The organism is Streptomyces sp. NPDC001406, assembly GCF_042895285.1.
Classification (GTDB): domain Bacteria; phylum Actinomycetota; class Actinomycetes; order Streptomycetales; family Streptomycetaceae; genus Streptomyces.
Window position 1 is genome coordinate 124,782 of the sequence record NZ_JBIAWG010000002.1, and the last position, 17,846, is coordinate 142,627.

General features: G+C 71.9%; 17 protein-coding genes and 1 riboswitch. Of the genes, 11 read left to right on the plus strand and 6 right to left on the minus strand.

What is annotated here, in order from left to right; translation table 11 throughout:
* The first annotated feature begins 65 nt into the window (after nucleotides 1–65).
* Nucleotides 66–229: riboswitch (cyclic di-AMP (ydaO/yuaA leader) on the plus strand.
* Between the two features lie 12 nt (nucleotides 230–241).
* Complete coding sequence (locus ACFY1J_RS04640; RefSeq protein ID WP_390707501.1) at nucleotides 242–997, plus strand: M23 family metallopeptidase; 756 nt, start codon at nucleotides 242–244, stop codon at nucleotides 995–997.
* A gap of 188 nt (nucleotides 998–1,185) precedes the next feature.
* Entirely contained in the window at nucleotides 1,186–1,881 is a 696-nt protein-coding gene (locus ACFY1J_RS04645) for a GntR family transcriptional regulator (protein WP_390707500.1), read from the plus strand.
* Between the two features lie 146 nt (nucleotides 1,882–2,027).
* On the opposite strand, the gene ACFY1J_RS04650 is transcribed toward ACFY1J_RS04645, so the two are convergent.
* Nucleotides 2,028–2,309: an HPr family phosphocarrier protein gene (locus ACFY1J_RS04650; RefSeq protein WP_028802270.1), complete on the minus strand. Its 282-nt coding sequence runs from the start codon at nucleotides 2,307–2,309 to the stop codon at nucleotides 2,028–2,030.
* A gap of 178 nt (nucleotides 2,310–2,487) precedes the next feature.
* On the opposite strand from ACFY1J_RS04650, the gene ACFY1J_RS04655 reads away from it, so the two are divergent.
* The 5 genes from ACFY1J_RS04655 (at nucleotide 2,488) to ACFY1J_RS04675 (ending at nucleotide 8,330) form a co-directional block, all read left to right on the plus strand.
* Nucleotides 2,488–5,316: a GNAT family N-acetyltransferase gene (locus ACFY1J_RS04655; RefSeq protein ID WP_390730584.1), complete on the plus strand. Its 2,829-nt coding sequence runs from the start codon at nucleotides 2,488–2,490 to the stop codon at nucleotides 5,314–5,316.
* Between the two features lie 17 nt (nucleotides 5,317–5,333).
* Entirely contained in the window at nucleotides 5,334–5,747 is a 414-nt protein-coding gene (locus tag ACFY1J_RS04660; RefSeq protein ID WP_390707498.1) for a hypothetical protein, read from the plus strand.
* Nucleotide 5,748: 1 nt separating this feature from the next.
* Entirely contained in the window at nucleotides 5,749–6,345 is a 597-nt protein-coding gene (locus ACFY1J_RS04665) for a DUF5998 family protein (protein WP_390707497.1), read from the plus strand.
* Nucleotides 6,345–7,589 (plus strand): alkaline phosphatase family protein, encoded by a 1,245-nt coding sequence (locus ACFY1J_RS04670; RefSeq protein ID WP_390730585.1) that lies wholly within the window; start codon nucleotides 6,345–6,347, stop codon nucleotides 7,587–7,589. The genes ACFY1J_RS04665 and ACFY1J_RS04670 overlap by 1 nt, the downstream gene beginning before the upstream one ends.
* A gap of 90 nt (nucleotides 7,590–7,679) precedes the next feature.
* On the plus strand, nucleotides 7,680–8,330 hold the full coding sequence (locus ACFY1J_RS04675; RefSeq protein WP_390707495.1) for a thymidine kinase: 651 nt from the start codon (nucleotides 7,680–7,682) through the stop codon (nucleotides 8,328–8,330).
* Nucleotides 8,331–8,346: 16 nt separating this feature from the next.
* On the opposite strand, the gene ACFY1J_RS04680 is transcribed toward ACFY1J_RS04675, so the two are convergent.
* The gene (locus tag ACFY1J_RS04680) at nucleotides 8,347–9,147 is read right to left on the minus strand and encodes a VOC family protein (RefSeq protein WP_390730586.1); all 801 of its coding nucleotides are present in this window, start codon (nucleotides 9,145–9,147) and stop codon (nucleotides 8,347–8,349) included.
* A gap of 320 nt (nucleotides 9,148–9,467) precedes the next feature.
* Between ACFY1J_RS04680 and ACFY1J_RS04685 the strand changes: the two genes are divergently transcribed.
* Nucleotides 9,468–10,319: a sulfurtransferase gene (locus ACFY1J_RS04685; protein WP_390730587.1), complete on the plus strand. Its 852-nt coding sequence runs from the start codon at nucleotides 9,468–9,470 to the stop codon at nucleotides 10,317–10,319.
* Nucleotides 10,320–10,403: 84 nt separating this feature from the next.
* Here ACFY1J_RS04685 and sepH read toward each other — a convergent pair whose 3' ends face one another.
* The 3 genes from sepH to ACFY1J_RS04700 form a co-directional block, all read right to left on the minus strand.
* On the minus strand, nucleotides 10,404–11,435 hold the full coding sequence (gene sepH / locus ACFY1J_RS04690) for a septation protein SepH (RefSeq protein ID WP_390707492.1): 1,032 nt from the start codon (nucleotides 11,433–11,435) through the stop codon (nucleotides 10,404–10,406).
* Nucleotides 11,436–11,866: 431 nt separating this feature from the next.
* Nucleotides 11,867–13,186, minus strand: a complete 1,320-nt coding sequence (locus ACFY1J_RS04695) for a D-arabinono-1,4-lactone oxidase (protein ID WP_390707491.1) — start codon at nucleotides 13,184–13,186, stop codon at nucleotides 11,867–11,869.
* Nucleotides 13,146–14,384: an MFS transporter gene (locus ACFY1J_RS04700; RefSeq protein ID WP_390707490.1), complete on the minus strand. Its 1,239-nt coding sequence runs from the start codon at nucleotides 14,382–14,384 to the stop codon at nucleotides 13,146–13,148. The genes ACFY1J_RS04695 and ACFY1J_RS04700 overlap by 41 nt, the downstream gene beginning before the upstream one ends.
* A 130-nt stretch (nucleotides 14,385–14,514) precedes the next feature.
* Here ACFY1J_RS04700 and ACFY1J_RS04705 point away from each other — a divergent pair, with 130 nt between their 5' ends.
* The gene (locus tag ACFY1J_RS04705; RefSeq protein WP_390730588.1) at nucleotides 14,515–15,642 is read left to right on the plus strand and encodes a ferrochelatase; all 1,128 of its coding nucleotides are present in this window, start codon (nucleotides 14,515–14,517) and stop codon (nucleotides 15,640–15,642) included.
* Nucleotides 15,643–15,650: 8 nt separating this feature from the next.
* Nucleotides 15,651–16,466: an inositol monophosphatase family protein gene (locus ACFY1J_RS04710; RefSeq protein WP_390730589.1), complete on the plus strand. Its 816-nt coding sequence runs from the start codon at nucleotides 15,651–15,653 to the stop codon at nucleotides 16,464–16,466.
* Between the two features lie 144 nt (nucleotides 16,467–16,610).
* Here the strand turns inward: ACFY1J_RS04710 and ACFY1J_RS04715 are convergent, their stop codons facing one another.
* Entirely contained in the window at nucleotides 16,611–16,775 is a 165-nt protein-coding gene (locus ACFY1J_RS04715) for a hypothetical protein (protein WP_263213488.1), read from the minus strand.
* A 416-nt stretch (nucleotides 16,776–17,191) separates the two neighbouring features.
* On the opposite strand from ACFY1J_RS04715, the gene ACFY1J_RS04720 reads away from it, so the two are divergent.
* Entirely contained in the window at nucleotides 17,192–17,845 is a 654-nt protein-coding gene (locus ACFY1J_RS04720; RefSeq protein ID WP_055494404.1) for a response regulator transcription factor, read from the plus strand.
* The last annotated feature ends 1 nt before the right edge of the window (nucleotide 17,846 follow it).

Below are 17,846 nucleotides of genomic sequence, written 5' to 3' on the forward strand. Positions count from 1 at the left end.
CGAAAGACCGCCCGCATAGCGTCGTCCAGGCTGTTCGTCGGGCAGTGCGCCGCACCCGCGGCACCGGACAGTCATCGCCGAGTCCCCGTACGGCGCGAGCCAGGGGAGCCGGGGACCCACGCAGTCCCTGGGGTGAATCGGACACCCGCGCGTGCCGCGAGGGGGTCCGTAGGAGACCTTCCTGCTCCGAACCCGTCAGCTAACCCGGTAGGCGAGAGGGAAGGAAAGGACCAGCCACTACATGGCGTTCACCAGCGCCACCGGGAAGCACCGCCGTCCCGGCCGGATGCGCCGCACCACCGCCCGCGCGGCGGGCGTCGCGGCCCTCGCCACCACCGGTGCCGTCGGCACCCTCGCGGCCTCTCCGGCCCTCGCCGCCGAGCCCGCCCCCGCAGACACCGGTCTCACGCCGGTCATCACCATGGGCGACTCGGTCGCCGAGCAGATCGATGCCCAGGCCGCGGCCCAGGAGCAGGCCGCCGAGCAGAAGGCGGCCGAGGAGGCCGCGCGCAAGAAGGCCGTCGCCCTGGCGGAGAAGGAGCGCGAGGCCAAGGCGCGCGCCGCCCGCGAGGCCGAGCGCAAGCGGCTCAACGCGTTCGTGGCCCCGATCGCGAACTCGTATGTCTCCACCGGCTACAAGACCGGCGGATCCCTGTGGTCCTCCGGCTCCCACACCGGCATCGACTTCCACGCCTCCAGCGGCACCACCGTGCACGCGGTGGGCTCCGGCACGGTCGTGTCGACCGGCTGGGGCGGGTCGTACGGCAACCAGATCGTGATCCGGATGGCGGACGGCATGTACACCCAGTACGGCCATCTGTCGTCCATCGGCGTCTCCGTGGGCCAGAAGGTCCTCCCCGGCCAGCAGATAGGCCTCTCCGGCGCGACCGGCAACGTCACCGGGCCGCACCTCCACTTCGAGGCCCGGACGACCCCGGAGTACGGCTCGGACGTCGACCCCGTCGCCTACCTCCGCAAGCACGGCGTGAACGTCTGACGGCACCGCGCACCGCTTCCCGAAGCCCCGGCTCCCCGAGCCGGGGCTTTCGCCGTTTCGGCCGCCCCGCTGTCCAAAAAATATCCATGGATTCCGGCTCGCCATCGGAAATTCCCGTTGATTGCAATAGAGTCACGGAACACACGTCAATCGGCGACGTTTCACGGGGATTAAAGCGGAGGTCGGTCATGCGTATTCCGGCGAGCTCGGTATGCACGGCGATCAGGGACGACATCGTCGCCGGTGTCTACGAGCGCGGCGGCCGGCTCACCGAGGAACTCCTCGCGCGCCGCTACGGCGTCTCGCGCGTCCCCGTCCGCGAGGCGCTGCGCACCCTGGAGGCCGAGGGCTTCGTGGTGACCCGGCGGCACGCGGGCGCGTGCGTCGCCGAACCGACCGAGCAGGAGGCCGCCGACCTGCTGGAGATGCGCATGCTGCTGGAGCCGCTCGGCGCGTCCCGGGCCGCGCAGCGGCGCACCGAGGCCCATCTCAAGGTGCTGCGCGGCCTGGTGAGGCTGGGCCAGGAGCGGGCCAGGCGGGGCAACAGCGAGGATCTGCGCTCCCTGGGCGGCTGGTTCCACGAGACGCTCGCGCAGGCCTCCGGCAGTCACGCCCTGACCTCGATGCTGACCCAGCTGCGGCACAAGATCGCTTGGATGTACACGGTGGAGGCGCCCGCCAACCCGGTGGAGTCCTGGACGGAGCACGGCGCCATCGTGGACGCGGTGGCGCGCGGCGACGGCGAGCGCGCACGGGCGATCACTGCGCTGCACACCGAGCGCGCGACATCCGCGCACCGATTGCGCTTTCCCGGCGGCGGGGACCGTCCGGACCGTGTGAGGACTTCGCAACATGCCGTAAACATGTCGGGCCTGCGGCATTAACACGGGCGCCGTATACAAAGAAGGTATATTCGGCGGAGGTGCATTTCCGCTGCCCTGATTTCCGCGCGCCCGGAATTTCCATGAGAATACGGCGAAGCCGCGCCGCCCGAAAGGGCTGACGCGGCTCCGGCGTTCGGCGCGGTGGCTCAGACGGTCTCGGGCAGTTCCTCCAGGCCCTCGGCGACGAGCTTCGCGAGACGGTCGAGGGCGGCGTCCGCACCCTCGGCGTCGGAGGCGAGGACGATCTCCTCGCCGCCCTGGGCGCCCAGCCCGAGGACGGCCAGCATGGAGGCCGCGTTGACGGGGTTGCCGTCGGCCTTGGCGATCGTCACGGGGATGCCGGAGGCCGTGGCGGCCCGGACGAAGATGGAGGCGGGGCGGGCGTGGAGGCCCTCGGCCCAGCCGACGTTGACGCGGCGCTCAGCCATGTGATGCTGCCCTTCACTGTTCAGGGTTGTCTAGACCAGTTTCCCATATCGTGAAGCATGCCCGGAGCGGGCCTGTGCTCCGCTCCGGAGATGACGTCGGACCTCGGCCTCGATCCGACTTCCGTCCTCCACAGACTGCCTCGCGCCGTTGTCCGACGCGAGCCGTACTCTGGGGCCCATGCAGACCTCGGCGGGCCGGCAGGACCGGCACGAGTACCCCACTCACTGGGAGGCGGACGTAGTGCTGCGCGACGGGGGTACCGCGCGCATCAGGCCCATCACCGTTGATGACGCCGACCGCCTGGTCAGTTTCTACGAGCAGGTCTCGGACGAGTCGAAGTACTACCGCTTCTTCGCGCCGTACCCACGACTGTCCGCCAAGGACGTCCACCGCTTCACGCACCACGACTTTGTGGACAGGGTGGGACTCGCGGCCACCATCGGCGGCGAGTTCATCGCAACCGTACGCTATGACCGCATTGGCGTCGGCGGCATGCCCGCCTCCGCCCCCGCCGACGAGGCCGAGGTCGCCTTCCTCGTGCAGGACGCGCACCAGGGGCGCGGGGTCGCCTCCGCCCTCCTCGAACACATCGCGGCCGTCGCGCGCGAGCGCGGCATCCGCCGGTTCGCCGCCGAGGTGCTGCCCGCCAACACCAAGATGATCAAGGTGTTCACGGACGCCGGCTACACCCAGAAACGCAGCTTCGAGGACGGCGTCGTACGCCTGGAGTTCGACCTCGAACCCACCGACCGCTCGCTCGCCGTGCAGCGCGCGCGGGAGCAGCGCGCGGAGGCGCGGTCCGTACGGCGGCTCCTCGCGCCCGGCTCCGTCGCGGTCGTCGGCGTCGGACGCACGCCCGGCGGGGTGGGCCGCGGTGTCCTTGGCAACATCCGGGACGCCGGGTTCACCGGCCGCCTGCACGCCGTGAACAAGGCCTTCCCGGACGAGTTGAAGGAGATCGACGGCGTGCCCGCCCACCGCTCGGTGCGGGACATCGACGGCCCCGTCGACCTCGCGGTCGTCGCCGTACCGGCCGAACGCGTGCCCGAGGTGGTCGCCGAGTGCGGGGAGCACGGCGTGCAGGGGCTCGTCGTACTGTCCGCCGGATACGCGGAGAGCGGACCCGAGGGCCGCGAGCGGCAGCGTGAACTCGTCCGGCACGCGCGCGCGTACGGCATGCGCATCATCGGGCCCAACGCCTTCGGGATCATCAACACCTCCGAGGAGGTGCGGCTCAACGCGTCCCTGGCGCCGGAGCTGCCCCGCCCCGGCCGGATCGGGCTCTTCGCCCAGTCCGGGGCGATCGGCATCGCGCTGCTGTCCCGGCTGCACCGGCGCGGCGGCGGAGTCACCGGGGTCACGGGCGTGTCCACCTTCGTCTCGTCCGGCAACCGCGCCGACGTCTCCGGCAACGACGTCATCCAGTACTGGTACGACGACCCCGACACCGACGTCGTCCTCATGTACCTGGAATCCATCGGCAACCCGCGCAAGTTCACCCGCCTCGCCCGGCGCACGGCCGCCGCCAAGCCGCTCGTCGTGGTGCAGGGGGCCGGGTCCGCTCCACAGGGCCATGCGGTACGGGCCACGCAGTTGTCGCACGCGACCGTCTCCGCGCTGCTGCGGCAGGCCGGGGTGATCCGGGTCGGCACGATCACCGAGCTGGTCGACGCGGGGCTGCTGCTCGCCCGGCAGCCCCTGCCCGGCGGGCCGCGGGTGGCGATCCTGGGGAACTCCGAGTCCCTGGGACAACTGACGTACGACGCGTGCCTCGCCGAGGGGCTGCGGCCGCAGCGACCCCTGGACCTGACGACCGGCGCCACCGCGGAGGACTTCCGGCGCGCGCTGTCCCAGGCGCTGGCCGACGACTCGTGCGACGCGGTGGTCGTCACGGCCATACCGGCCATCGGGGAGGGGTCGCCCGGAGACGCGGAGCTGGCCGAGGCACTGCGGTCCGCCACCGCTGCCGCACCCTCCAAACCGGCACTCGTCGTGCACGTGGAGCTCGGCGGGCTCGCGGAGGCGTTGTCGGCCGCGGCCAGTACGGCACCGAACCGCCCCACGGACCGCACGCCCGGCGCGGGAGCGGCACAGCCGTCCCCCAGCGCCGTACCGGTGCAGGCGGACACCGCCCAAAACGGCTCCCGTCTGATCCCCGCCTACCCCGCCGCGGAGCGGGCTGCCCGCGCCCTCGCCGAAGCTGTGAAGTACGCGCAGTGGCGACGCGAGGCCGCCGATCCGGGCCGGGTCCCCGAGTACGACGACATCGACGAGAAGGGCGCCGCGGAGCTGATCGGCGGGTTGCTGGAGCGCGGGCAGGGACTCACGCTCGGCTCGGAGGAGATCTGCGAGCTGCTCGGGAAGTACGGCATCCACGTCCGCCGCGCGCTGCCCGCCCCCACCCCCGACACCGCCGCCGAGGCCGCCCGGACCCTCGGCTACCCGGTCGCCCTCAAGGCCACCGCCCCCCATCTGCGCCACCGCGCCGACCTGGGCGGGGTCCGGCTCGACCTGGCGGACGAGGAACAACTGCGCCGGACGTACGCGGAGTTGACCGAGCTGTTCGGGAAGCCGGAGGGGCTGCGGCCGGTCGTGCAGTCGATGGCCCCCCGGGGCGTCGACACCGTCGTACGGGCCGTGATCGATCCGGCGGCCGGAGCCGTGCTGTCCTTCGGGCTCGCCGGAGCCGCCTCCCAGCTGCTCGGCGACATGGCGCACCGGCTGGTCCCGGTCACCGACCGGGAGGCGACCTCGCTGGTGCGGTCGATCCGGACCGCGCCGCTGTTGTTCGGCTGGCGCGGGTCGACCCCCGTCGACACACCCGCCCTGGAGGAGTTGCTGCTGCGCGTGTCCCGGCTGGTCGACGACCACCCGGAGGTCGTCGCCGTGACCCTGGAGCCGGTCGTCGTCGCCCCGCACGGCGTGAGCGTCCTCGGCGCCACCCTGCGGCTCGCGCCGCCGCCCGCCCGAGACGACCTCGGCCCGCGCACGTTGCCGGCCTACTGAGCGGGGGAGGGGAGCGCATGGAGATCGCGGGACGGGAGCTGCCCGACGGCAGCTGGTGGGACTGGGAAGTGATCGTCTGGGACGCGGGGCAGCTCCGCCTGGCCGCCGGGCACGACCTCACCTACCACCACGGCCTGGAGCTGGTCTTCGTCGCCCCGGCCTTCGTGTCCTGTCCGCTCGGCTTCCAGGACCCCGTCTTCCGCCCGCCCACCAGCGGGGAGACGGCACGTCTCGCGCGGACGCTCGGCGAAACACCGCCCCTGGTGGTCGCGTTCGAAGCGGACGCCGGCGGCAGTGAGCCCGTCTCCTGTCTGATCGCCGCGGAACGGCTCGACATCCGGCCCGGGCTCGTCCTCCGGCACCCGCGCGCGGGCGCCCACACCGCCCCGGCCGCCCACGACTGGCCCGGAGCCCCCTTGCCCACGGATTAGGATGGACGTCATGGCCAAGACCAGTACGACGACCCAGGGGCTGCGCGCGGCGATCGAGCGCAGCGGCTACTACCCGGCCCTCGTGGCCGAGGCGGTGGAGGCCGCTGTGGGCGGCGAGCCCATCCGGTCGTACCTGGTCCACCAGGAGACGACGTTCGACCAGAACGAGGTGCGGCGGCATGTGACCGTGCTCGTCCTCACCGACAACCGCTTCATCGTCAGCCACACCGACGAGCAGGCCGCCGACAGCACCTCCCCGACGCCGTACGCCACGACGTCCACGGAGTCCGTGAAGCTCGGCCGGATCTCGTCCGTCGTGGTCAGCCGGGTGGTCGCCAACCCGGAGCAGTACGCGCCGGGCACGCTGCCCCGCGAGGTCGTGCTGACCATCGGCTGGGGTGCCGTCTCCCGTATCGACCTGGAGCCCGCCGCCTGCGGCGACCCCAACTGCGAGGCCGATCACGGCTACACGGGCAACTCGACGGCGGACGACCTGAGCCTGCGCGTCAGCGAGGCCGGGGACGGCCCGGAGACGGTGCGTCAGGCACTCGCCTTCGCGCAGGCCATCTCCGAAGCGACAGCGGACGTCACACACTGATGGCCCACCCGTCTCCCCCCGCCGCCCATGATCGAGGGCGCTCCGCGCCCACACCTCCTGATTCCACCGCCTGGGACCACCCGGAACCGCTCGCTCTCGGCACGGCGCCCCTCCCCGAGTACGGCACCGGCTCGCTCGCCGACCTCCTGCCCACCCTGGCCGCCGGTATGGCCGTACCGGGCATGACCGCCGGGATCCAGGAGCTGACCGCGGCCGACCGCAACTGTGTCTTCCTGATCGACGGGCTCGGCTGGGAGCAGTTGAAGGCCCACCCGGACGAGGCCCCCTTCATGACCTCGCTGCTTGCGAGTTCGCGCGGGGGCACGGGACGCCCGATCACCGCAGGCTACCCGGCGACCACCGCGACCTCGCTGGCCTCCGTCGGCACAGGTCTGCCGCCCGGCGCGCACGGCCTGCCCGGCTACTCGGCCCGGAACCCGCAGACCGGTGAGCTGATGAACCAGCTCCGCTGGCAGCCGTACACCGACCCGCGTGCCTGGCAGCCGTACCCCACCGTCTTCCAGCTGGCCCACGAGGCGGGCGTGCACGCCGCCCAGGTGTCGTCCCCCGCCTTCCAGAACACCCCGCTGACCAAGATCGCGCTCAGTGGCGGAGCGTTCCACGGAAGGCTGACCGGCGAGGACCGCATGGACATCGCGGCCGAGCAACTGGCCGCCGCCGACCGCTCCCTGGTGTACACGTACTACGCCGAGCTGGACGGCGCCGGGCACCGCTACGGCGTCGCCTCCGACACCTGGCGCGGCCAGCTCATGTATGTCGACCGCCTCGTCCAGCGGCTGGCCGAGCAGCTCCCGCCGCGCACCGCGCTGTACGTCACCGCCGACCACGGCATGGTCGACGTGCCCTCCGACGAGCAGCACCGCTTCGACTTCGACGAGGACTGGGAGCTGCGCGCCGGGGTGGCCCTGCTGGGCGGCGAGGGCCGCGCCCGCCATGTCTACGCGCTGCCGGGCGCCGAGAACGACGTGCTCACCTGCTGGCGCGAGGTGCTCGGCGAGCAGTTCTGGGTGGCCTCGCGGGACGAGGCGATCGCGGCGGGCTGGTTCGGCCCCCGGGTCGACGACCGCGTGTACGCACGGATCGGCGATGTGGTCGCGGCCGCGCACGACGACGTCCTGATCATCGCCTCCGAGCGGGAGCCGAAGGAGTCGGCGCTGATCGGCAACCACGGTTCGATGACCCCTGCCGAGCAGTTGGTGCCTCTGCTCGAAGTACGCTCCTGAAGCTCGAAGTTCGCTCCCGGAGCACCGCCTGCCGTCCCGCCCGTCTTCGCCCCGCCCGTCCTCGCCTCGCCGAAAGGTGCTCAACTCCCCATGCCCGAGCTGGTGTTCTTCTCCGGAACGATGGACTGCGGGAAGTCGACGCTGGCTCTCCAGATCGAGCACAACCGCTCCGCGCGCGGTCTTGTCGGCATGATCTTCACGCGCGACGACCGGGCCGGTGAGGGCAAGCTGTCCTCCCGTCTCGGCCTGGTCACCGACGCGGTGGAGGTCGAGGACGGCCAGGACCTGTACGCGTACCTCGTCGACCATCTCTCCCAGGGCCGCCGCGCGGACTACGTGATCGCCGACGAGGCGCAGTTCCTGGCCCCGGAGCAGATAGACCAACTGGCGCGCGTCGTCGACGACCTGGCCGTCGACGTCTATGCCTTCGGCATCACGACCGACTTCCGCTCCAAGCTGTTCCCCGGCTCCCAGCGGCTGGTGGAACTCGCCGACCGGGTCGAGGTCCTCCAGGTCGAGGCCCTGTGCTGGTGCGGAGCCCGCGCCACGCACAACGCGCGCACGGTCGGCGGCGAAATGGTCGTCGAGGGTGCCCAGGTGGTCGTCGGCGACGTCAACCAGTCCATGGACGAGGTCGGCTACGAGGTGCTGTGCCGCCGGCACCACCGGCGCCGTATGACGGCCGCGACGGCGCGTGCGGCGGCACTGTCCCCGGACGTCCTGCCGGTCCCGACGGACTGAGGCGCCCCACCGGGGCTCAGCGCGGGCTCTGGACCACGGAGAAGACGGCGCCCTCCGGATCCGCCACCGTCGCCACCCGGCCGTGCTCGGTGTCATGGGCCGGCTTCAGCACCTGGCCGCCCAGCTCGGCGACCCGGCGCAGCGTCTCGTCGGTGTCGGCGACCTCGAAGTACGTCAGCCAGTGCGGGCCCCGGTCGCGGGGCAGCGCGTTGCCCACGCCGTGGATGCCGGCCACCGGGCGCCCGCCGACGTGCAGCGTCACATAGTCGAAGCCGGCGGACACCACCGCCTCCTCCTGGAAGCCGAACACCGTCTTGTAGAACTTGGCGACGCTCGCCGTCTCGAAAGTGAGCAACTCGTTCCAGGAGGGCGTGCCGGGCACGCCGGAGACGGCCATGCCGTGGTGCTCCGCCGCCTGCCAGATGCCGAACACCGCCCCCGAGGGGTCGGAGGCGATCAGCAGCCGACCGGCCTCGGCCATGTCCAGGGGGCCCACGCCCACGGTGCCGCCGCACAGCCGTACGGTCTCGGCCATCTGGTCGACGTCGTCCGAGGAGAGGTACGGCGTCCAGGCGATCGGCAGATGACGGTCCGGCGGCAGCTGACCGATGCCCGCCACCTCCTGCCCGTCGAGCAGGGCCCGCACATAGGGGCCGAGCTGCTGGGGACCGGGCTGGAACTCCCAGCCGAACAGCGCACCGTAGAACTCCTCGGTCGCGGCCAGGCCGTGTGCCATCAGGGTCACCCAGCAGGGCGTGCCGGGCTCGCGCCGAGTTCGCGTGCCGTTCGGGCCCGCCGACCCCCGTGCCTCGGTCATCGTCACTCTCTCCCCGGCCCCTCGCGGTGGCCGTGTCGCTTCCGCTCTCCGGATCGGTGTGCCGCAGTCGCGCGCACGCCCCGTGCCGATGCTCGCACCCTCCGTGACATCGCGCGCCGCGGCCGCGCCGCTGCCGTGCGGCGCCGCCGCGAGGATGCCTGCTCTGCCTTTTCTCTCCCGTTTCCGGGTGATTGCCGCCGGGTGTCCATCAGCTGCACAGCATGTGCCCGATCCCGTACGCCTGGTGATCGAGTCTGTCCGGCCGAGCAGAGTAGTCGGACCTGGACGTTGCGGCCACCCCTGACGTAAGGATGGAGGCCATGAAAGCCATCATCACCGCAACGCGACTCGCGCACGACTTGACCGGGGACAACCCGCCGGTGCTGCTCGACGTCCGCTGGCAGCTCAGCCTGGCCAAGGCGGCGGGAGCACCGGCCTTCGACGGCCGGGCCGAGTACGGGGCCGGGCACATCCCCGGCGCGGTCTTCGTCGACCTGGACCGGGAACTCGCCTCGCCCCCGGGCAAGAATGGCCGGCATCCGCTGCCGGACACGGCCGGTTTCGGCGCCGTCATGCGCCGGGCGGGTGTGACCACCGGCCGGCCGGTCGTTGTGTACGACGGCGGTCAGGGCTGGGCCGCGGCCCGTGCCTGGTGGCTGCTGCGCTGGACGGGTCATCCGGATGTGCGGGTCCTGGACGGCGGACTGCCCGCCTGGGAGGGGCCGCTGTCGACGGACGTGCCCACGCCCGCCGAGGGCGACTTCGTGCCCGCGCCGGGTGCCGTGGGGCTGCTGGACGCGGACGGCGCCGCCGCGCTGGCCCGCTCCGGTGTGCTGCTCGACGCGCGGGCTGGGGAGCGGTACCGGGGCGACGTGGAGCCGATCGACCGGGTCGGCGGGCACATCCCGGGGGCCGTGTCCGCGCCGACGACCGAGAACGTGGCGACGGACGGGCGGTTCCTGCCCGCGGAGGAGCTGCGGACCCGCTTCAAGTCCCTCGGGGCGTCCGAGGACGCCGAGGTCGGCGTGTACTGCGGCTCGGGCGTCTCGGGGGCGCACGAGGTACTGGCGCTCGCCGTCGCGGGCATTGCGGCGGCGCTGTACGCGGGTTCCTGGTCGGAGTGGTCCGCGGACCCGTCCCGGCCGGTGGCCGTGGGGCCCGACCCCCAGTAACGGCAGGAGAAGGGGCCCCGCTCACGAGCGGGGCCCCTTCTGCGCACGGTCGTACGAGACCGGCCACTCGTGCTTCTCGGCCGACTACTCCTGCTTCTTGCGGCGCGTCCCGAAGACGATCTCGTCCCAGCTGGGGACGGCCGCCCGGCGGCCCGGGCGGACGCCGTCGGCCTCGGCCTGGCGGTCGGTGGCGCCGATGAGGCGGTCGCGGTGGCTGCCGACGGAGCGCGGCATGAGGACGTCCGCGTAGGCGGATCCGGCCGAGGCCGCGGGGGCGGGAGGCTCCTCCGCCTCGGGCTCGGTGACGGGCTCCTCCGGCACCTCCGCCGGGCGCTCCGGGACCACCATGTCGCCCCGGAAGCTCGGCACCGCCTCCAACAGGCTGGTCAGCGAGTCCCGTTCGCCCGTGCTCTCCTCGGCGGGCTCGGACGCCTGCGCCGGCAGACTCGGCCGCTCGCGGTCCATGGCACGGTCCAGCGCGCGATCGCGGGGCAGCCGGGCGATGCGCGGTACGAACGGAAAGCTCGGCTCCGGTACGGCGAGGTCGTCGGACTCGCCGATCAGCGAGCGTGCCTCGTCGTCGACGGCCTGCACGAGCCGCCGGGGCGGGTCGTACGTCCAACTCGCCGAGTGGGGTTCGCCCGCGACCCGGTAGACCAGCAGGACCTCCCAGGTGCCGTCGTCGCGGCGCCACGAGTCCCACTGCACGGTGTCCTTCTCGGCACCGCGCAGCAGCAGTCTCTCCTGGACGGCCTCGCCCAGCAGGGGACCGGAGTTCTCGCCCGGTCTGCGGACCGGGGTCTTGCGGGCCCGCTCCGCCATGAAGGCGCGCTCGGCGAGCACCGGGCCCTCGAACCGCCGTACGCGGTCCACGGGGATGCCGGCGAGCTGCGCGACCTCTTCCGCGGTCGCGCCCGCACGTATACGTGCCTGGATGTCGCGGGGCCGCAGATGGCTCTCGACCTCGATCTCGATCTGGCCGAGGCGGGGCCGGTCGCCGCGCACGGCGGCGCGCAGCCGCTCGTCGATCGGAAGCGTGTACTCCGTGGAGTCGGCAGCCTTGAGCACCAGCCGTGTGCCGTCATTCGAGACGGCCACGACACGCAGTTCGGGCATGGGGACCTCCCGGGTGGTGCCTGCCGACGTCACGTGCGTCGCTGCTTCCGCTAGTCGAGTGTGGCCTGCCCGGGTGCAGCCTGCCACAACCTTGCCGAGTTGCCCGGCGTGTCGGGCACGGGCCCTGGACCGCCGTTATGGCACGGTTACCTATTCGCAACGCTAAGTGACCAACTCCGTCACCCTGTGCAACTAGCCCCCCTCCCGGCGGTCCTGCAGGACCGCGGACACCCTGACGGGAGGCCGGGCCCAAGGCTCGCAACAGTACTCCATTCGGGCCACGTGCGTGGATTGCCGCGCCGCCCAACTTCTGGCAAGGGATGCGACTTGGCCGTGCGCAAGCGGATTTTCCCGATCATGAACGGGGCCGTTTCACGCAATTACCGCAAACGGAATCAATTGTTCCGGGCGTATTCCGCCCGTAAGTCTCCTTACGCCCCCAAAACCCGTCGCAGGTAGTCGTTCTGGAACAGCCGGTCCGGGTCGAGCCGGTCCCTGAGGGCGGTGAACTCGCCGAAGCGCGGGTAGACCTGGGCGAAGTACTCCGCGTCCCGGGTGTGCACCTTGCCCCAGTGCGGCCGGCCCTCGTGCGCGGTGAAGATGCGCTCGGCGGCGGTGAAGTACGCCTGATAGGGCGTGCCCTTGAACATGTGGACGGCGATGTAGGCGCTGTCCCGGCCGGAGGCGGTGGACAGGGTGATGTCGTCGGCGGGCGCGGTGCGGACCTCCACCGGAAAGCTGATCCTGAGGGGTGAACGGTCGACCATCGCCCTGAGTTCCCGCAGCGCGTCCACCGCCGCCGCGCGCGGGACGGCGAACTCCATCTCCATGAACCGCACCCGGCGCGGCGATGTGTAGACCTTGTAGGGGATGTCCGTGTAAGTGCGGGCGGACAGGGCCTTGCTGGAGACCTGGGCGATGGTCGGGATCGCGGCGGGCGCCGCCCGGCCGACCCACTGGGCCACCTGGAACACGCCGTTGGAGAGGAACTCGTCCTCGAACCACCCGGCCAGCTGCCCCACCGGCTTCTCCGGGCCCGCGCTGCGGTTGTTGCGCTTCGTGTTGGTGTTGCCGGTGTGCGGGAACCAGTAGAACTCGAAGTGCTCGTTCTCGGCCCAGAGTTCGTCGAACTCGGCGAGCACCCGGTCGAAGGACATCGGTTCCTCGCGGGCCGTCAGCAGGAAGAGCGGCTCCACGGCGAACGTGATCGCGGTGACGATGCCCAGGGCGCCCAGGCCTATTCGGGCGGCCGCGAAGACCTCCGGGTTCTCCTTCTCCGAGCACCTGAGCACCGAGCCGTCGGCCGTGACCAGCTCCAGGCCCTTGATCTGGGCGGCGATGGAGGCGGAGTCGCGGCCGGTGCCGTGGGTGCCGGTGCTGGTCGCCCCGGAGACGGTCTGTTCCATGATGTCGCCCATGTTGGTGAGCGAGAGACCCTCGCGCGCCAGAGCCATGTTGAGTCTCTTGAGCGGGGTGCCTGCTTCGACCGTGACGGTCATGGCCTCACGGTCGACGGTGCGGATACCGGTCAACAGTTGAGGGCGGATCAACACGCCGTCGGTGGCCGCGATGGAGGTGAAGGAGTGCCCGGTGCCGACGGCCTTCACCTTCAGGCCGTCCTCGGCGGCCCGGCGCACGGCGGCGGCCAGCTCCTCGACGGAGGCGGGCGTCACCTCCCGGGCGGGACGGGCGGCGACATTGCCTCCCCAGTTACGCCACGTGCCGTTCTTCCCGCTCGCTGTGGTGCTCAACGGTGCCTCCCCGACCCGCGGCCGGCCTGCTGAGCCGGCGGTACCCGAGGAAACCGACCGCGACCGCGACGGCTCCGGACACGGCCGGAACCCCGTACCCGGCGCGTGCGCCGGCCGCGTCGATCACCCAGCCGGCCACGGAGGAGCCGACGGCGACCCCGACCGCGAGGCCGGTGCTCACCCAGGTCATCCCCTCGGTGAGCTTCGCGCGAGGTACGTGCTCTTCGATGAGGGACATCGTCGTGATCATCGTCGGCGCGATGGACAGGCCCGCAACGAACAGCGCCACGGCCAGAAGCGGCAGGTTTCCGACCAGTAGGAGGGGGATCATACTCACGGCCATCGCGCATATGCCCAGCAGCCACCGGCGTTCGGGCGCCCCCGCGAAGCGCAGCAGCCCGAACACGGCCCCGGCCAGGCAGGAACCGGCCGCGTACAGCGCCAGGACGACGCTCGCGGCGGCCTTGTGGCCGTGCTCGTCGGCGAAGGCCACGGTGACCACGTCGACCGCCCCGAAGATCGCCCCCGTGGCCGCGAAGGTGGCCACCAGCACCTGGAGTCCCGCAGAGCGCAGTGCCGAGCCCCCGCCGTGGTGCTCGCGCGGGTGCGGCTCCGGCTCGGTGGCGCGCTGGGCCGTCAGCCAGAAGACACCGGCGGCCAGGAAGCAGCCGGCCAGCAGCGGCCCCGCCTCCGGGAACCAGGCGGTGGACAGTCCGATGGAGACGATCGGCCCGAAGATGAAGCAGACCTCGTCCATCACGGACTCGAACGAGTAGGCGGTGTGCAGCTTCGGGGTGCCCCGGTACAGGGCCGCCCAGCGGGCCCGGATCATCGCGCCCAGGCTCGGTACGGAGCCGATTCCGGCGGCGCAGACGAACAACACCCAGTCCGGCCACCCGTAGTGCGCGGCGAACAGCAGCCCGGCGGCCGCCGCCAGCGCGACCAGCGTCGCCGGGCGCAGCACCCGGCGCTGCCCGTACTGGTCGACCAGCCGTGAGACCTGCGGCCCGACCGCCGCCGCGGCCAGCGCGATGGTCGCCGACAGTGCGCCCGCGAGCCCGTACCGCCCGGTGAGCTGGGAGATCATCGTGACCACGCCGATGCCCATCATCGACAGCGGCATCCTGCCGACGAAGCCCGCGGCGGAGAAGGACTTGGTGCCTGGAGCGTCGAACAGGGCGCGGTAAGGGCTGGGCACGCGGGACTCCGTAAGGTGTGAAGAGAGGTGTTACAGCTTACGGGTTAGGTGAGCCTAACGCACCGCCCCGAACCGCACTCGTCACCCCGCTGTTTCCCGGCTGTCAGTGCCGGGTGGCAGGATCGGATCCATGCCAGACGCGCTCGATGCCACCCCCTACGACGCCCTGCTCCTGCTCTCCTTCGGCGGCCCGGAAGGCCCGGACGACGTGGTTCCGTTCCTGGAGAACGTGACGCGCGGGCGCGGCATCCCCAAGGAACGCCTCAAGGAAGTCGGACAGCACTACTTCCTGTTCGGCGGGGTCAGCCCCATCAACCACCAGAACCGCGCCCTGCTGGACGCCCTCCGCAAGGACTTCGCCGAGCACGGCCTGGACCTGCCGGTCTACTGGGGCAACCGCAACTGGGCCCCCTACCTGACGGACACCCTGCGCGAGATGGTCGCCGACGGCCGCCGCCGCATCCTGGTCCTGGCCACCAGCGCCTACGCCTCCTACTCGGGCTGCCGCCAGTACCGCGAGAACCTCGCGGACTCGCTGGCCGCCCTGGAGTCCGGGGGCCTGGAACTGCCCAAGGTCGACAAGCTGCGGCACTACTTCAACCACCCCGGCTTCGTGCAGCCCATGATCGACGGGGTGCTCGAAGCCCTCGCCGACCTCCCCGCCGACGTCCGGGACGGCGCCCACATCGCGTTCACGACCCACTCGATCCCCCTCTCCGCCGCGGACACCTCCGGCCGGGTGGAGGACCACGGCGAGGGCGGCGCGTACCTGGAACAGCACCTGGACGTGGCAGAGCTGATCGCCGAGGCCGTCCGCGAGCGCACGGGCGTCGACCACCCCTGGCGGCTCGTCTACCAGTCCCGCTCCGGCGCCCCGCACATCCCCTGGCTGGAGCCCGACATCTGCGACCACTTGGAGGCGCAGCACGAGGCCGGGGTCCCGGCCGTCGTCATGGCCCCCATCGGCTTCGTCTCCGACCACATGGAGGTCCTGTACGACCTCGACACCGAGGCGAAGGCCAAGGCCGAGGAACTGGGCCTGCCGGTGCGCCGCTCGGCCACCGTCGGCGCCGACCCGCGGTTCGCCGCCGCGATCCGCGAGCTCATCCTGGAGCGCGCCGCCGCGGAGAAGGGGCAGGAGGTCACGCCGTGCGCCCTGGGCACGCTCGGCGCGAGCCACAACCTCTGCCCGGTCGGCTGCTGCCCCGCCCGCACCCCCCGCCCCGCCGCCGCGGGCGCCGACAGCCCCTACGCGTGAGGAGCCCCGTGACCGACGCCCCGCATTCCGACCTGCTGCGGCTGGCGCAGGAGGCCGCCCACCGTGCCGGCACCCTGCTGCGGGACGGCCGCCCGGCCGACCTCGCGGTCGCCGCCACCAAGTCCAGCCCGATCGACGTCGTCACCGAGATGGACATCGCGGCGGAGAAACTGATCACCGACCTGATCGCCGGCCACCGCCCCGACGACGGCTTCCTCGGCGAGGAGGGCGCCTGTGTCGAGGGCACGAGCGGCATCCGCTGGGTGATCGACCCGCTCGACGGCACGGTCAACTACCTGTACGGGCTGCCCACCTGGGCGGTGTCGATCGCGGCCGAGCAGGACGGCGAGACCGTCGTCGGGGTCGTGGCGGCCCCGATGCGCGGCGAGACGTACCACGCGGTACGCGGCGGCGGCGCCTGGGCCACCGGCACCTGGGACGGCGAGCGCAGACTGGCCTGCCGCCCCGCGCCGCCCCTGGAGCAGGCTCTGGTGTCGACCGGCTTCAACTACGTCTCCGAGGTCCGCGCCCACCAGGCCGAGGTCGCCGCGCGGCTGATCCCGCTGCTGCGCGACATCCGCCGCAGCGGCTCGGCCGCGGTCGACCTGTGCGACGTGGCCGCGGGCCGCCTCGACGGCTACTACGAGCGCGGCCTGAACGCCTGGGACTTCGCCGCAGGTGACCTGATCGCCCGGGAGGCGGGCGCGCTGACGGGCGGACGCCCCGGAGAACGCCCCGCACGCGATCTGACGGTCGCGGGCACGCCCGGCGTCTTCGAACCCCTCCAGGGCCTCCTGGAGGACTTCGGGGCTTGGCACGACTGAGCCGGCCGGCTCTTTCACTTACGGGGGCGCGAAGGGCTGAGCACGGTCGGACCCTCGACACCGGCAGGCGAACGAGCCAAAAAAGGAACCCCCGGCGCTGGATTCGCCGGGGGTCCCGTTGTCGTGCGTACGCGCGATCAGACGCTAGGCGCTGACCTCCACACCGTGTTCGGCGGCGAGGCGGTGCAGGTCGTCGAGCTCTGCCTGCTCCACCTCGACGAGGAAGTCGTCGCCCTCGTCACGAGCCCGCGTGAGGTCGGACTCGGTCGCCTTTATGCGCTGCAGAAGTCCTGCGGTGAATGCGTCCATGCTGCGCCCCCTCGTCCTGGGTCGTGGGTCGGTGGCACGGGGGTGTGCCGTTCGGAAGGGACGATCACGTCTCCTGCGGGTGCCCAGCGCTGCCCTGCTGGGCGGCGACGGTGCCGGACACCCACGCCCGCTCCGCGGAAAAGCGGATCGCGATGTACCGCATGGTGTTGCGGCACATGCAGAGCGTGATCGTGGGGTGTAAAGCCGTCCTCCCCCCACTCCCTTCCGCAGAAACCTCAACCGGAGGAGAAAATCTCGCATTCCCGTCCGCCCGGCCCGATCCGTCCGGCCGGCGACCCCGTCTTACAGCCGACTTATGGCCGAAAAGGGCAGGATGGAGGTCACACCCCACGAAGCCCCCTGCCCACGTGCGCTCACGGAGCGCTACGCGGGTGGACACAGGAAGGACAAGCGACGTGCGCGTACTCGTCGTCGAGGACGAGCAACTGCTCGCCGATGCGGTGGCCACCGGACTGCGCCGGGAGGCCATGGCCGTCGACGTCGTGTACGACGGTGCGGCCGCCCTGGAGCGCATCGGCGTCAACGACTACGACGTGGTCGTCCTCGACCGCGACCTCCCGCTCGTGCACGGCGACGACGTCTGCCGCAAGATCGTCGAGCTGGGCATGCCCACGCGCGTGCTCATGCTGACCGCGTCCGGCGACGTCAGCGACCGCGTCGAGGGCCTGGAGATCGGCGCCGACGACTATTTGCCCAAGCCCTTCGCGTTCAGCGAGCTCATCGCGCGCGTGCGTGCCCTTGGCCGGCGTACCAGCGTCCCGCTGCCGCCCGTCCTGGAGCGCGCCGGTATCAAGCTCGACCCCAACCGCCGCGAGGTCTTCCGCGAGGGCAAGGAGGTCCAGCTCGCGCCGAAGGAGTTCGCGGTCCTGGAGGTGCTGATGCGCAGCGAGGGCGCGGTCGTCTCGGCCGAGCAACTGCTGGAGAAGGCCTGGGACGAGAACACGGACCCGTTCACCAACGTGGTCCGCGTGACGGTCATGACTCTGCGCCGCAAGCTGGGTGAGCCGCCCGTCATCGTCACCGTTCCCGGCTCCGGCTACCGGATCTGAT

Coding starts and splice junctions, on each gene's coding strand:
- sepH (WP_390707492.1), bottom strand. CDS start 11,435: ATGCCCGAACTGCGTGTCGTGGCCGTCTCGAATGACGGCACACGGCTG.
- ACFY1J_RS04655 (WP_390730584.1), top strand. CDS start 2,488: ATGCAGACCTCGGCGGGCCGGCAGGACCGGCACGAGTACCCCACTCAC.
- ACFY1J_RS04665 (WP_390707497.1), top strand. CDS start 5,749: ATGGACGTCATGGCCAAGACCAGTACGACGACCCAGGGGCTGCGCGCG.
- ACFY1J_RS04705 (WP_390730588.1), top strand. CDS start 14,515: ATGCCAGACGCGCTCGATGCCACCCCCTACGACGCCCTGCTCCTGCTC.
- ACFY1J_RS04650 (WP_028802270.1), bottom strand. CDS start 2,309: ATGGCTGAGCGCCGCGTCAACGTCGGCTGGGCCGAGGGCCTCCACGCC.
- ACFY1J_RS04675 (WP_390707495.1), top strand. CDS start 7,680: ATGCCCGAGCTGGTGTTCTTCTCCGGAACGATGGACTGCGGGAAGTCG.
- ACFY1J_RS04640 (WP_390707501.1), top strand. CDS start 242: ATGGCGTTCACCAGCGCCACCGGGAAGCACCGCCGTCCCGGCCGGATG.
- ACFY1J_RS04680 (WP_390730586.1), bottom strand. CDS start 9,147: ATGACCGAGGCACGGGGGTCGGCGGGCCCGAACGGCACGCGAACTCGG.
- ACFY1J_RS04670 (WP_390730585.1), top strand. CDS start 6,345: ATGGCCCACCCGTCTCCCCCCGCCGCCCATGATCGAGGGCGCTCCGCG.
- ACFY1J_RS04685 (WP_390730587.1), top strand. CDS start 9,468: ATGAAAGCCATCATCACCGCAACGCGACTCGCGCACGACTTGACCGGG.
- ACFY1J_RS04660 (WP_390707498.1), top strand. CDS start 5,334: ATGGAGATCGCGGGACGGGAGCTGCCCGACGGCAGCTGGTGGGACTGG.
- ACFY1J_RS04645 (WP_390707500.1), top strand. CDS start 1,186: ATGCGTATTCCGGCGAGCTCGGTATGCACGGCGATCAGGGACGACATC.
- ACFY1J_RS04715 (WP_263213488.1), bottom strand. CDS start 16,775: ATGGACGCATTCACCGCAGGACTTCTGCAGCGCATAAAGGCGACCGAG.